Raw genomic sequence first — 12835 nt, forward strand, 5'->3', positions numbered from 1 at the left:
TTTGTATGTATATTTTTAAGCCATTGCTAAGGCCTTCATTGATTCTTTAACCAGTTCAGGATGCTGGCCAACCAACGCTAAACTATGAGCAATCTCTAAATCCTGTTTGCCTACTGCCTGATTTGCCAATGCCAACTGCGCCTTGCCGGCATGCAGATAATAACGATCAAGCAAAAACATCGAGCGCATCTGCCGACAGATTTCAATGCCGCGCTGTGCCACATTGAGTGATGACTGTGGCTGATCCAGTGCCAGATACAAACCGGATATGTATTCATAGACTACGATCCACTGCAACTGGCCGCCAGTCAGCTTTTTTTCATCAATCAAGCGCATTGCCCGTTCAACCAAACGCAGCGCCCGACCTTGACTGCCAATTTTTTCATAGGCCATCGCCATGCCAATCGTAGTCATTGCCAGATAAATGTTGGCACTGGCGGTCGAAAACTGTGTCAGAACCAATTCAAAGTTAAAGATTGCCTCATCAAATTGATGATTTTGTACCTGCAGCATCCCTAACAAATAATAGTAGCGCTGCTTATCAAATTCGTTTTGCAAATTTTTGACCTTGATCATCTGCAAGGCAGTCTGCGCATCTTCAAACTGCCTTTCTGCCAACAGACGGCCAATCTGATCAAAAGTTGCCGTCATCGAGACGTCATCATTTTCAATAATCTCATTTGCCGAAATGTCTAACCGCGAACAAAGTGCGGTCAAAATATTCATTTTAGGAATTCGATTTTGTTTTTCCATCAGGCTGATCGTTGCCTGCGTACAGATTCCTTCCGCTAATGCTGTCTGTGACAGTCCCCTTTTGCGCCGAATCTGCTTAAAGATATCCCCACGAAGCTTCATCTAATATTCCTTCTTATGTATGTATAGTAAAACCAATTAACCAATGTAAATATGTGTATGATTATTTTATCATAAATTTATCAATAATTAGATGATTGTAATTAGTTTGCCAAATATAAAACCTCCAAAACTGTCAGCAGCTCTGGAGGTTGTGTTTAATCATCTTGTTTACTTAATTTTAGTGATATTCTTTCTTACCGACTTTTTCTTCACCAAGCGACTGAAAATCGTATTTAATCTGTTCTTGCCGTTCAAATTCTTCTAGTCCCAGCTTAATCAAGCGATCGATCAAATCTGAGTACTTAATACCAGAAACTTCCCACATTTGCGGATAAAGACTAATGTTGGTAAAGCCTGGCAGAGTATTCGGCTCACTCAAGTATGGAACGTTATTTTGATCAACCAGAAAGTCGATCCGACAAAGTCCCTTCATACCAAGCGCTTTGTACGCTTTCAGTGCCATATCAGTAATTTCCTGCGTCAAGTCATCTGGCAGGATTACCGGCAGATCAAAGACGACGCCACTAGCATCGACAAATTTGTTTTCGTAGTCATAGAATGGGTCATCGCTTGGTACTCGAATGCCGCCAAGCTTAGAAGCGATTGGATGTTCATTGCCAAGGATTGAGATTTCAATTTCACGAGGGTGGTCAATACCTTGCTCAACCAAGACCTTAAAGTCATACTTGAAGGCGTCATCTAAGGCTGCCTTAAGCTCAGCTTCGTTTTCGACCTTGTGAATGCCGACTGATGAGCCTTGTTTGGCTGGCTTAACGAATACCAGATCGCCCAGCTCTTCTTGGATAGCTTGCCAGTCGTATTGATCGCGATTTTCTGGCGTCAACAGAATGTATGGTGTATTGCGGATTCCAGCTTGCGTAATGATCTTCTTAGTGAGATCCTTGTCAAATGACATGGCACTAGCAGCAATTCCTGAACCAATATATGGCTTCTTCAGCAGACGGAACAGCCCTTGAACCGTACCATCCTCACCTAAGTTGCCGTGAATAACTGGAATGAAGAAATCGATCTGCTTAACCGTACTCAAAGCTTGGATTGGTGCTAGTGGTGCATCAAGATCCATGTTGGCATAGGCTTCCTTGACTACGGCATCTTCTGGTTCGCCGTCAAAGATCCGCTGTGAGTATTCATTGTTCAGCAGAATTCCATCTTTGGTGAACATAAACAGGCTGACGTCATATTTGTTCTTGTCCATCGCGTCAAATACATTGTGAGCGCTCCGTTTAGAGACATCGTGTTCCGAAGAATTGCCCCCGAACAGCAATGCTACGTGCAGCTTTTTGTTCGTCATGTAAAATACCACCTATCTAATTTTTAAATGTACTTAAACCGTTTTTATTAGAAACTACAGTATAACACTATCTGTAAACGTTGACAACTAAATCTCTTGTTCAATGATTTCAGCCATAACCTTAGACGGCAGATCATCGTTAACCAACAGGGCAGTCATCAAGCGCTGATAGTTGAAAAACAGATGCCAATCTCCCTCATTATCAACGTCTGATTGCTGCTTGAGCCAAGCACGCCAATCTTTTAATTCCATCAAAAAATAATCCTGATACAGCCGATGACGCTTTAGCAGACAGACTAAATATTCAGCAATCTCATTTTGCTCACCCATTTCCAACGGCGTGCGTAAACGACGGTAGCGCTCCACTAAAACGGTCATCATAAAAATATGATCGCCTCTTAAAAGATCGGTACGTTCCGTGATTTCCTTAAAAATATTGGTCAGTTCAAAAAACATATGCGCCCAACCATGTCTGCCGATAAAGCCTCTGGTATCCTTTTCCAGCAGAACCAAGAGTGCAATCTTATCAATTACCTCCTGCAGCTTTTCTTCAGTCAGAAAAAAATAGCCGAACCGATCAGCCATTAAAAAAGAATGCAGCATATTAACGGCTGACGCCCGCATAAAAACTGCCTGATTTTTAGGCTCCAAGACATGCGCATATAAGATATCGTCTTGCAATACATAGTCTGTCCATTGCGCGATTTCTTCAGCACTGACCATCTCATGACCCAATAAATCATTGATTGCCTGCCTTGAACATTCTCTGGCCGTTCGATTGACTGAAGCCAGATGGCAAAATAAACTGTTTTTTTGTGCCTGGTCAAGTGGCTTTTTCTCGAGAATCTGCAGCTCAATTGCAGACATTTCTTTTTTTAGATAGCGGCGGTCGTCAGCAGGTGGTTCATAACTGGTTCGCTTTTGGCTGGGAACTTTTTCGACTAGCTCGCCAACGCGCTGATACAGTGATTGAAAGATTTCAGCATTATCAACGCGCTGATGCAGCTCAGTCAGTTGTTCTCTTAGACTGGCAATTGATTCAGTCATAGGCATCCCCCTTTTTGATAATCATTTAATTTTATCACAATAAAAAGGCCTTCATGACTCAACATGAAGGTCTTCCAGTCTTTTCTAATCAAAGAAGTCATGCATGATGGCACGGTAAGCATTGATCGTGGCAAAATAGCTTGACCAGGTTGTATACTCATCAACTTGATGCGCCCGCGACCATTCATCAGCACCCAACACGACAACCGGCAAATCAGAACGATGCTTAACAAACACGCTGGCATCGGTAGCTCCGTTGATGATCGTCAGCTGTGGCTTTTTGGCATAGCTGTTTTCAGCTGCTTTTAACGCTAATTTTACCAAAGTGCTTTGAGGATCAGTTGCGATTGGCCACCAATCATTTAAAACATTTAACGATAACTCAAAATCAGTCGTTTGGTTTAAATAGTCGATTGCTTGCTGCAGACGCGCCGTAACCTTTTTATTATCAAAAGCCCGCGTTGGTCGAATATTCCCACGCAATTCAGCGCGATCAGGAATCGTGTTAACCTGATCACCAGCCTTTAAAATCGTAATCGAGTGCTTAACGCTGCCTAGATATTGGTCAAGCGGTACATTATCAAACAGACTGGCTTCCAGCTCGATGAAACGTGCTAGTCCACTAACGGCATTAATGCCCCGTTCAGGCATGGAGCTGTGGGCTGAGCGACCCTTGCAGATTACTTGATAATTATAGCTTCCTGATGTGGCATAAACGATATTGCCGCCCGTTGGCTCACCTACGATCAAGGCGCTTAAGTCTTTGGCAATGTCTTTTTCTTCTAAGCGATTGGCGCCCGGTGTTCCATATTCTTCCCCAGCCGTGGCAATAAAACGAATCTTACCACTAGGCTGCCAGCCGCTTTCCTTAAGCTCAATCAGTGCAATTGCCTGTGCCGCCAGACCGCTTTTCATATCCGCAGCCCCACGACCATAAAGCAGATCGCCCTGGGTTTCAGCCCCAAATGGATCATGATGCCAGTTAGCGCGATTGCCCACCGCAACTGTATCCATATGACCAGTGATTCCCAAGATTCGATCAGTACCACCTTGTCCAAACTCAACAATCAGATTGGCCCGCCGCTCGCCAAACTCATCTACCTTAGCATTCAGACCATGCTGAGCAAAAAGCTGTGCCAAGTAGTTCGCAACATCTATCTCATTGCCATTGACCGAATTGATTCGAATCAGATCTTTTAAAATCTTTGCTTGTGTTTCCTTATCCATTATTCAGCACCTTCTAAAAAAAGAAACGGCCTCTAAAAGCCGTTTCCATAATCTAATCAACTTAGCGGTTTTGGTGGTTAACGGCCTTTGCCAAAACGTCACCAACCAACTGAATGATAATCACCAGCAACAAGACCAGCAAAGTTGCCACAATGGTAATGTCATTGCAGAAACGATCGTATCCATAGGCAATGGCAGTATTACCAAGACCACCGGCACCGACCGCACCAGCCATGGCTGTCAGACCAACCAGACTGATCAGGGAAACCGTAGTCACCCGCACCAATTCAGAACGTGCTTCACGCAGGTAGACTTCGAAGATGATATCAGTATTAGTGGCGCCAATCGCTTGCGCAGCCTCGATCTTACCATAGTTCACGCTTTCCAGCGCAACCTGCACTTGACGCGCGTAAAATGGGAAGAATCCCAAGGACAATGGTACCAAAGCCGCCGTTGTCCCAATCTGCGTACCAACGATCAATTGCGTAAACGGAGCAATGAAGGCCAATAAAATGATAAAGGGAATGGCCCGGAACAATGAAACGATCTTATCCGAAATACTGAACAGCGTCCGATTCTCCATGATTCCGCCAGGTTTGGAAACCACTAAAATCACGCCAAACAACACACCGAGGATACCACCAAAGACAGCTGGCCAAAAAGTCATATAGAGCGTTTGACCAATTGAGGTCCCCCAGCCACTGTCGCCGCTCCAGCCGAGTTGGACGACATTAGGAAAATATTTTGCAAAAAACTCAGTCATGCCAAATCCCCCGATCATCAATCTTGGTTACTTCAACGTCTTGATCCTTAAAGAATTTTACGGCTGCCTCTCTTTGATCAGGCGTCCCCTTTACGATTACAAACAGCATTCCAATTGGCACGTTGCCTAAAACCTCAACGTTGCCATAGATCATGCTGGCTTCAACACCGGTCGTTTGGTAAAGTCCGATGATCAATGGTTCAACAACGGATTTGCCACTGTAGACCAATTGATACAGTTCTTCGTCATCATTCAGCGTTCCTAGATTCATTGAACGCAGCGTATCCATGGCCGCCAGCGAGCCACCAACAAACTGACGCGTCAGTTCTTGCTGTGGCCGCAAGAAAACCTGCCGCAGCTCGCCTTTTTCAACGATGACCCCATGCTGCATTACCGCAATCTTGTTGGCAACACGCTTGACAGCATCCATTTCATGCGTAATCAAGATGATCGTAAGCCCCAGCTTTTCGTTTAGGTCCTTGAGCAGATCCAGAATCTGGTTGGTGTTGCGAGGATCCAATGCTGACGTTGCCTCATCAGAAATCAAAATCTCCGGATCATTGGCTAAAGCCCTAGCAATAGCCACCCGCTGCTGTTCACCACCAGAAAGCTGAACCGGATAGGCATCAGCTTTATCTTTCAAGCCGACCAGCTCCAAAAGCTTCAATGATTTTTGTTCAACCTCATCATCGCTGAGTTTACTGTGCTTGAGGGCAAACATGACATTATCAAGCACCGTCGTTTCGTTCAGCAGATTGAAATGCTGAAAGATCATCCCGATATTGCGTCGTTTTTCCTGCAGTTTGGCATTGCTGATCTGTTGTTTGTGATCGGCAAACAGTACTTCGCCTTCAACCGTAATCTTGCCGGCAGTTGGTTTCTGCAGCAGATTGATCGTACGAACCAGCGTAGACTTACCGGCACCAGAGTAGCCAACTACCCCATAGATGTCGCCTTTTTCGACTTGCAGGGTGACATCCTTTACGGCTTGAACAGTTTCGTTTTTGCCAGTCTGGAACGTAACGTCGATGTGTTCCAAATCAATAATGTTTGTCCCCATATATCTCTTCTCCTTCTATCTAGGCGGAATTACTTCAGCTTAATGTCCCAAGCTGGCTTTTCCAGGCCCTTGTATTGTTCGTTGATAATCTTCTTAACCTTTTCAGTTTGGTAGGCCTTAACAACGTCTTTGTAAGCTTCTTTGTTGCGGTCTTTCTTGCGAGCAGCAATCAGGTTGATCCATTGTTCAGAATCCTTGTTGACTGGTTCAGTAAAGATCGCTTTCTTGATCGACAGTTTAGCAGAAACAGCGTAGTTGGTGTTAACCACCGCAGCATCGACACTGCTCAAAGTCCGAGGTGCTTGATCAGCAGCAACTTCTTTAATCTTCAGGTTCTTTGGATTCTTAGCAATTGAATTGATCGTTGCCAAAGCGCCAGTGTTCTTCTTCAGGGTAATCAAGCCGGCACTTTGCAGAAGGTACAATGCACGGCTTTCATTGGAAGCATCGTTTGGAACGGCAATCGTTGCACCATCCGGCAAACTCTTAACACTCTTGTAGTTGTTGGAGTAAAGGTGAATTGGCGTGATGAAGGTCTTACCGATTGAAACCAGTGAACCTTTGTTAGCCTTGTTCCAGGCGTCCAGGAATGCTTGGTGCTGGAAAGCGTTCAGATCGATGCTGCCGCTTTGCAAAGCCTTGTTTGGCTGGTTGTAGTCAGTAAACGTCTTAAGCTTGATGTCAATGTTGTACTTGCTCTTCGCTGTCTTTTTAACTTGATTCCAGATTGCTTCGTCCTGCTTGGATTGAGTCATAACCCCAACGGTTACGGTTTGTTCTTTTTGCTTGCCGAAGTTGCCAAAACTAAAAATCCCAGCAATAACGACCACTAATGCAACAACGATCCAGATCAGCGTCTTTTTCTTTCGTTTGTTCATAATGATGTCTCCTCTCATTTCTCAATGAAATAATCCCTTTAATATAATTGCTTTTTTAACAACAGCCTGCCGGCAGCCAATTGTTTGGTCATCATCAATCGAAACAAACAAAAAAACACTCGTCCTTAGAAAAAGGACGAGTGTTTCGCGGTACCACCTTTTTTTGCTTAATTCTCACAAATTAAGCCTCAGTAGGTGACTTAAATAAATCACCTTGCAATGATAACGGCTGCAACCCCGTTACCGGCTAAATATCGCCAGTACCATTCCAAGCCCATCTTCGACTGCTTAGCGAATTTCCTCTCACCAACCGGAAACTCTCTGAGCACGCGCCACAATCTACTCTGCTTTTCGATATGTTTAAATTTGTTTGTTCGATTAATTGATTATGTTGTAATTATAATGCAATTTTAATTTACGTCAACACTTTTTCATAAATTTCATAAAAAAAGCTGAGACTGGCTTTCAACACCTGTCTCAGCAATCAGAGAAATTTACTCAGCTAAATGGCTGAACCTTAATCAGCCACTGGCTATTGTCACTGTCAGCAGCCACCCAGCCTTCCAACTCTGGATTTACGGCAACGATCACACCATCAAGCGGACTTTTGAAATCGATGATCATTTTCTGCCCCTCGATCGTAGCCAGACTGTCATTGGTTTTAAGCCGGGTCCCTACCAATGCAACATCGACAAAAAGCAGCTTGCCTAATTCCCGCCGTGCCGGTTCATTTAAGCCAACTGCAACCAGATCACGGGCTTGATGATCAATCCACCATGGCTGTTCCATTTCATATCACCTCTAATGAAATTCTTGATTGTTGCTGAACATGTAGGAATGATGGTGATACCTCATCGACATGACCATCCCGATCCCAATCAAATTTCCAATCAAAGAAGAACCACCAGCACTGATAAACGGTAAAGGAATCCCTGTCAATGGCAAAAGTCCGATGTTCATCCCAATATTTTCAAAAACGTGGAAAAGGATCATCATGATAACCCCCGTTGAAATATAGGCATAGAACTCATTTTTGGTATCAAACGTTACCCGAATCATCAGGTAGATCAGCAGCAGATAAAGTAAAATCAGCAGCACGCCGCCAATAAAGCCAAAGTTTTCACCGATAACCGAAAAAATCATATCAGATTCACGCACTGGTACATAGACATGCGTGTGATTAAAGCCAGTCCCGGTGATACCACCGCTGCCGACCGCCTTAATGCTTTGCCAGAGCTGGTAGCCTTGGTTGGTCGTATCAGCCTGGGGGTTAAGCCAAGTATCAACGCGATCAAATTGATAAGCTTGAAAGCCGATATGCTCAAGAATACGACGTCCCACCGTGCTGGTAACCATTGCCAGTGCCGAACCGCCGACAACAATTAAAATCGTGGCTACCGGGGCAATAATCCGCCAGGTCACGCCGCCTACCAAAACCATACCACAGAAAATGGCAAAGAAGACCAACGAAGTCCCAAAGTCGTTTTGAAAGTGCAGTGAGATCATAATCGGCATCAGCCACAGCAGCATCTTGCCAATCAAGCGCCAATCCGATTCAACGGTGTGAGTACTGTATTGACTGTTATGAGTCGTAATCACGCGACCCATCATTAAAATATAGGCCGGCTTCATAACTTCTGAAGGCTGAAACGTGAATGGGCCAATGGCAAACCAGCTCTTGGCACCTGTACTGGCGTAGTACGATCGACTATAAAAGACCAGGATGGCAAACATCAAGAAGACTCCAAGCCAATAGACGATTGGCGCAATTTTCCAGAGCTGTTCGGCGTCAAACTGCATGATAACGATAATCATGATCGTCCCAATGATGTACCAAACCAATTGCGATACTACTTGACGCGTGATGCTGGTCGGGGTCTTATCATTGCTGGCCGCAACATAAATTGAAGCCAGTCCAATCAACGCCAGCAAAAGTACACAGAAGATAATGCCCCAGTCAATCCGCGATTCATTATCATTTTGCGATCGTTGCATTAAAATTTCTCCTTATTAAAACTAAAAAGGGCTCGGGCTTTTCCCCAACCCCTTTTATCCACCAATCAACCTTGGTGAAGATGATACTGCTGAAGAATCGTTTCCAACCCCTCTTCTTGTGAGCGAACGTAAAATACCTGCTCGCCCTTGAGAAGAATTGCCTTGAAACGTTCCTTGTCAGCTACGACCTCACCGATCAGTCGCTTTCCAACAAAAATCTGTTCTACCGGATGGCCATTGCGTTCAATATCTTTAACGCTAACAGCAACCGTTTTTTCTTTTTTTGACACGTTTTCACCCTTGTCTATGATGTGTTCGTCGGATTGTAAAGTGATCCGGCACTGGGTCGAAACCACCGTGGGCCCAAGGATGGCAGCGTAAAATCCGAGCACTGCCCATTAAAACTCCTTTAAGTCCAAACCGTAAAACAGCCTCGAGCATATACTGCGAGCAGGTTGGCTCATAGCGACACACACGATAGGGACGACGTGAAGAAATGCCGCGCTGATAACCTTTAATCAGCATGATCACTATTTTCCTAAACATTGCTTAATTTACTTGCGATTTTTACCGCCGTCAGACTGCATGCGTTCCAGCAGCTCACCAGCACCCTTTGCAACGTTGTCCAGTGGATCTTGTGAAACGACTACTGGTACCTTTAAGCGATCGCTAAACAGCTTGTCAATACCGTGAAGCATCGCCGTTCCCCCCGTCAGCATAATGCCGCGATCGATAATATCGCTGGCAAGCTCTGGTGGTACGGTTTCCAATACAGCAACCGATGCACGAACGATCTGCTCTAAGGTGTCATGCAGTGCATCCGCAATTTCATTTTCATTGGTTTCAATCTGCTTTGGCATCCCGCTGGCTACGTCACGACCACGTACTTCCATCGTCTGTGGATCGTCCACTTTTTGTGCCGTCCCCAGTTCAATCTTGATGCGTTCAGCAGTATGCTCACCAATAATCAAGCCATGATGCTCTTTAATGTATTCAGCAATATCACTGTTTAGCTGGTCACCAGCCAAGCGAACCGATTCGCTGGCTACGATATCGCCCAAAGAAAGTACGGCAATATCACTGGTACCGCCACCCATGTCGATTACCATATTGCCACGAGGCTTGAAAATATCAAGTCCAGCACCGATTGCAGCTACCTTTGGCTCGTACTCCAGGTAAACCTTGCCACCGCCTGACTGTTCGGCGGCTTGAATAATGGCCTTGCGCTCAATTTCCGTAATATTGGTTGGCGCACAGATCATAATATCAGGTTTTGACATAAAGCCCTTGACACTAAGCTTACTGATAAAGTAAGAAAGCATTTCCTGGGTCATATCAAAGTCGGAAATTACCCCGTTTTTCAGTGGACGAATCGCGCGAATGTTGCTTGGCGTCCGTCCTACCATGCGATAGGCTTCCGAACCGACTGCCAGAACCTTATTAGTGCGGGTATCAATTGCCACTACGGATGGTTCGTTTAATACGATACCCTTTCCTTGTACGTAAATCAGAACATTGGCTGTTCCAAGGTCAATTCCGATATCCTTAGCCATGTTTTTCTCCTTCCGATTTTTACTCAATTCGAACGATATTATACCACAACCAGCCTTTAACCGCTGAATTGATAATATCTGCCTTACCTAAATTTCGTTTATAATTTTCAAGCCGATTTAAAGTCCTTTGCCTGCAGGCTGGCCCCCAGACTTTGCAGCTTGGCAGGCAAGGCTTCAAACTCATCACCTAGATAAGCACCGTTTTCAATGATCGTTAGTCCTTTAGCCGCCAAGCCAGCCAGTGTCAGCGTCATTGCACTGCCGGCATCAAAAGCTTTAACCTTGATGCCGATGAGCTTGGCAGGACCATTTAAAATCAATTCACCGGCAGCTGTTTGAACACTGGCCTGCATTTTTAGCAATTGATCAAGCAGCCTTTGATCCATGGCTGCATTGCTGCTTTTGCCATTAGCCAACAGCTGTAGAATTGCGAGTTCAGAATACATGGCGCTGGGAAAAAGACTCTGTGGATCAGCCGGCAGCAAGACCGCCGTCCCTAAAACCCGCACGCCATTTTGCTGAACGACTACGGTACATCCCATCCGCTCAAGCTGATTAATCACGCCTTGAACGCTTTGGGGATAAACGTTTTCTACAATTACATCACCATTGGTTATTGCAGCAGCCAGCATCAGTGCCGTTGCTTCCAAATAGTCGCCGGCAATCTTATATTCACAGCCATGCAGAAATGTCACGCCTTGTATCCTTACGATTTTCGTTCCCGCGCCATGCACGCGAGCGCCCATCTTGTTTAAAAGATTGGCCAGGGCAATGACTTCAAAATCACAGGATGCATTTTCGATTACGGTAATCCCATCAGCAAATACCGCTGCCAAGATCAGACTTTGCGTATTTAGGCAGTCGATATCCGCCAGCTTTAAATGGCTTCCCTTTAATTGGCCTGCTTTGATTACCAAAGTTTCATCATTTAACGAAATATCAGCTCCCAAGCATCTTAGACCGGCGATAACCTCATCTGGCACCTGATCCTTGTTTAATCTGACTCTGCCAGTGCGGACCAACAGTGGACCAGTCATTAATGAGGCAATTTTTGTGGAAGTAATTGCTGTTAGATCATCAGCCGTTAGTTTTGCTTGAGATTGAATAATCAGCTGATGTGTCGCCTTGCTGGCAGTAACAGATAAGTTCATCTTCTGTAAGCGTTCGTTCATCGTATCAACAGCCAGCGTATCAGCAACGTTAGCCAGCTTAAGCTCACCAGTTGATGCCAAAAGCGCCGCAATCTGTGCTGTCAGTGCCAGTGTAGTTGACCCAGCAACAGCAACGCTCCCACGTAGACGCTGCCCTCCTTGAATCAGGATTTTTTTCATTTGGTTTTCCTCCAATATCGATTTATTGTGCTAAATAAATCAGATTACGAATTGCTTTTAGAACCGTCAATAAAAAGCTGGCATTCAAGTAGCCAAGCGCGGTTGCCAAAAGTACCGTCAGCAATGGCAGCGTTTTAGGCGGACGACGAAAACAACGCTCCATATGCAGTCCCTGTAGTGCATAAAATGCAATCCAAATAAAGCCCAATTGTATTACGATTGTAATCAACGCCTGCAGACCTGTCAGTTCCATTAAACTCCCCCCAATAAGCAATCACTAATCATATTAACATATTCTATGCTAAGCCTTCTAACTGCTAGTCAATGTTTATAAGAAATTAAAAAACGCCATGCCTGTAATCGGCATGACGTTTTGAACAACCAAATCAACGCATCTGAGAAACGTTAAGTCGGTTGATTGCTCGACGCAGGTGAACTTCAGCACGCGCAAGCTCATTTTTACTGTGCTTTTGCTTAGCCTCTTCAACCCACTTTTCAGAGCGTTCTTTGGCTTTTTCAGCCCGGGCTACGTCAATCGTCGTTGGCAGTTCAGCACTGTCAGCAACCACTGTCGCAGCATTTTCGTTGAATTCCATGAAACCACCGTTAACGGCGATCACATCGTCTTTAGCGGAGTTGTGCTTGACGCGCAAGGCACTGATCTGCAACGCTGCAACCAGGGGCACGTGGTTCGCCATGATCCCCATTTGACCGCCACGCGTATCCATAACCAGCATCGTAGCGTCCTTGTTCTCATAGACGGTGCCATCGGGAGTGATAATGGTGACCTTAAAAGTACTATCAGCCATGATCA

At 45.0% G+C, this 12835-nt stretch carries 15 protein-coding genes and 1 other annotated feature; all 15 genes read right to left on the reverse strand.

Annotation, left to right across the window (positions count from 1 at the left end; translation table 11 throughout):
• Nucleotides 1-15 precede the first annotated feature (15 nt).
• On the reverse strand, nucleotides 16-855 hold the full coding sequence (locus ACLUWI_RS08310; RefSeq protein ID WP_412146916.1) for a helix-turn-helix domain-containing protein: 840 nt from the start codon (nucleotides 853-855) through the stop codon (nucleotides 16-18).
• 178 nt (nucleotides 856-1033) lie between these two features.
• The gene (locus ACLUWI_RS08315; RefSeq protein ID WP_412146917.1) at nucleotides 1034-2167 is read right to left on the reverse strand and encodes a D-alanine--D-alanine ligase family protein; all 1134 of its coding nucleotides are present in this window, start codon (nucleotides 2165-2167) and stop codon (nucleotides 1034-1036) included.
• An 87-nt stretch (nucleotides 2168-2254) separates the two neighbouring features.
• Nucleotides 2255-3214: a DUF2785 domain-containing protein gene (locus tag ACLUWI_RS08320; protein WP_412146918.1), complete on the reverse strand. Its 960-nt coding sequence runs from the start codon at nucleotides 3212-3214 to the stop codon at nucleotides 2255-2257.
• Nucleotides 3215-3298: 84 nt separating this feature from the next.
• Nucleotides 3299-4441, reverse strand: coding sequence for an ArgE/DapE family deacylase (locus ACLUWI_RS08325; protein ID WP_412146919.1), 1143 nt, complete (start codon nucleotides 4439-4441; stop codon nucleotides 3299-3301).
• A 61-nt stretch (nucleotides 4442-4502) separates the two neighbouring features.
• A complete protein-coding gene (locus ACLUWI_RS08330) occupies nucleotides 4503-5222 on the reverse strand; it encodes a methionine ABC transporter permease (RefSeq protein ID WP_412146942.1) in 720 nt (239 codons plus the stop codon).
• Nucleotides 5197-6264, reverse strand: a complete 1068-nt coding sequence (locus tag ACLUWI_RS08335; protein WP_412146920.1) for a methionine ABC transporter ATP-binding protein — start codon at nucleotides 6262-6264, stop codon at nucleotides 5197-5199. Before ACLUWI_RS08335 ends, ACLUWI_RS08330 begins: the two co-directional genes overlap by 26 nt.
• 29 nt (nucleotides 6265-6293) lie before the next feature.
• A complete protein-coding gene (locus tag ACLUWI_RS08340; protein ID WP_412146921.1) occupies nucleotides 6294-7142 on the reverse strand; it encodes a MetQ/NlpA family ABC transporter substrate-binding protein in 849 nt (282 codons plus the stop codon).
• Nucleotides 7143-7271: 129 nt separating this feature from the next.
• Nucleotides 7272-7506, reverse strand: a binding site (T-box leader).
• Nucleotides 7507-7640: 134 nt separating this feature from the next.
• Complete coding sequence (locus tag ACLUWI_RS08345; protein ID WP_412146922.1) at nucleotides 7641-7931, reverse strand: glycine cleavage system protein H; 291 nt, start codon at nucleotides 7929-7931, stop codon at nucleotides 7641-7643.
• A 12-nt stretch (nucleotides 7932-7943) separates the two neighbouring features.
• Nucleotides 7944-9137, reverse strand: coding sequence for an FtsW/RodA/SpoVE family cell cycle protein (locus ACLUWI_RS08350; RefSeq protein WP_412146923.1), 1194 nt, complete (start codon nucleotides 9135-9137; stop codon nucleotides 7944-7946).
• A gap of 65 nt (nucleotides 9138-9202) precedes the next feature.
• Complete coding sequence (locus tag ACLUWI_RS08355; protein WP_412146924.1) at nucleotides 9203-9427, reverse strand: DUF2969 domain-containing protein; 225 nt, start codon at nucleotides 9425-9427, stop codon at nucleotides 9203-9205.
• A gap of 4 nt (nucleotides 9428-9431) precedes the next feature.
• Nucleotides 9432-9683 (reverse strand): membrane protein insertion efficiency factor YidD, encoded by a 252-nt coding sequence (yidD, locus tag ACLUWI_RS08360; RefSeq protein ID WP_412146925.1) that lies wholly within the window; start codon nucleotides 9681-9683, stop codon nucleotides 9432-9434.
• Between the two features lie 8 nt (nucleotides 9684-9691).
• On the reverse strand, nucleotides 9692-10690 hold the full coding sequence (locus tag ACLUWI_RS08365) for a rod shape-determining protein (protein ID WP_074504705.1): 999 nt from the start codon (nucleotides 10688-10690) through the stop codon (nucleotides 9692-9694).
• A 107-nt stretch (nucleotides 10691-10797) separates the two neighbouring features.
• Nucleotides 10798-12021: a UDP-N-acetylglucosamine 1-carboxyvinyltransferase gene (locus ACLUWI_RS08370; protein ID WP_412146926.1), complete on the reverse strand. Its 1224-nt coding sequence runs from the start codon at nucleotides 12019-12021 to the stop codon at nucleotides 10798-10800.
• A gap of 22 nt (nucleotides 12022-12043) precedes the next feature.
• A complete protein-coding gene (locus tag ACLUWI_RS08375) occupies nucleotides 12044-12274 on the reverse strand; it encodes a DUF1146 family protein (protein WP_412146927.1) in 231 nt (76 codons plus the stop codon).
• Between the two features lie 133 nt (nucleotides 12275-12407).
• The gene (locus tag ACLUWI_RS08380) at nucleotides 12408-12830 is read right to left on the reverse strand and encodes a F0F1 ATP synthase subunit epsilon (RefSeq protein ID WP_033934403.1); all 423 of its coding nucleotides are present in this window, start codon (nucleotides 12828-12830) and stop codon (nucleotides 12408-12410) included.
• Between the last annotated feature and the right edge of the window lie 5 nt (nucleotides 12831-12835).

This window comes from Limosilactobacillus mucosae (genome assembly GCF_046939755.1).
GTDB classification, from domain to species: Bacteria; Bacillota; Bacilli; order Lactobacillales; family Lactobacillaceae; genus Limosilactobacillus; species Limosilactobacillus mucosae_A.

Coding starts and splice junctions, on each gene's coding strand:
- ACLUWI_RS08310 (WP_412146916.1), bottom strand. CDS start 855: ATGAAGCTTCGTGGGGATATCTTTAAGCAGATTCGGCGCAAAAGGGGA.
- ACLUWI_RS08315 (WP_412146917.1), bottom strand. CDS start 2,167: ATGACGAACAAAAAGCTGCACGTAGCATTGCTGTTCGGGGGCAATTCT.
- ACLUWI_RS08320 (WP_412146918.1), bottom strand. CDS start 3,214: ATGACTGAATCAATTGCCAGTCTAAGAGAACAACTGACTGAGCTGCAT.
- ACLUWI_RS08325 (WP_412146919.1), bottom strand. CDS start 4,441: ATGGATAAGGAAACACAAGCAAAGATTTTAAAAGATCTGATTCGAATC.
- ACLUWI_RS08330 (WP_412146942.1), bottom strand. CDS start 5,222: ATGATCGGGGGATTTGGCATGACTGAGTTTTTTGCAAAATATTTTCCT.
- ACLUWI_RS08335 (WP_412146920.1), bottom strand. CDS start 6,264: ATGGGGACAAACATTATTGATTTGGAACACATCGACGTTACGTTCCAG.
- ACLUWI_RS08340 (WP_412146921.1), bottom strand. CDS start 7,142: ATGAACAAACGAAAGAAAAAGACGCTGATCTGGATCGTTGTTGCATTA.
- ACLUWI_RS08345 (WP_412146922.1), bottom strand. CDS start 7,931: ATGGAACAGCCATGGTGGATTGATCATCAAGCCCGTGATCTGGTTGCA.
- ACLUWI_RS08350 (WP_412146923.1), bottom strand. CDS start 9,137: ATGCAACGATCGCAAAATGATAATGAATCGCGGATTGACTGGGGCATT.
- yidD (WP_412146925.1), bottom strand. CDS start 9,683: ATGTTTAGGAAAATAGTGATCATGCTGATTAAAGGTTATCAGCGCGGC.
- ACLUWI_RS08365 (WP_074504705.1), bottom strand. CDS start 10,690: ATGGCTAAGGATATCGGAATTGACCTTGGAACAGCCAATGTTCTGATT.
- ACLUWI_RS08370 (WP_412146926.1), bottom strand. CDS start 12,021: ATGAAAAAAATCCTGATTCAAGGAGGGCAGCGTCTACGTGGGAGCGTT.
- ACLUWI_RS08375 (WP_412146927.1), bottom strand. CDS start 12,274: ATGGAACTGACAGGTCTGCAGGCGTTGATTACAATCGTAATACAATTG.
- ACLUWI_RS08380 (WP_033934403.1), bottom strand. CDS start 12,830: ATGGCTGATAGTACTTTTAAGGTCACCATTATCACTCCCGATGGCACC.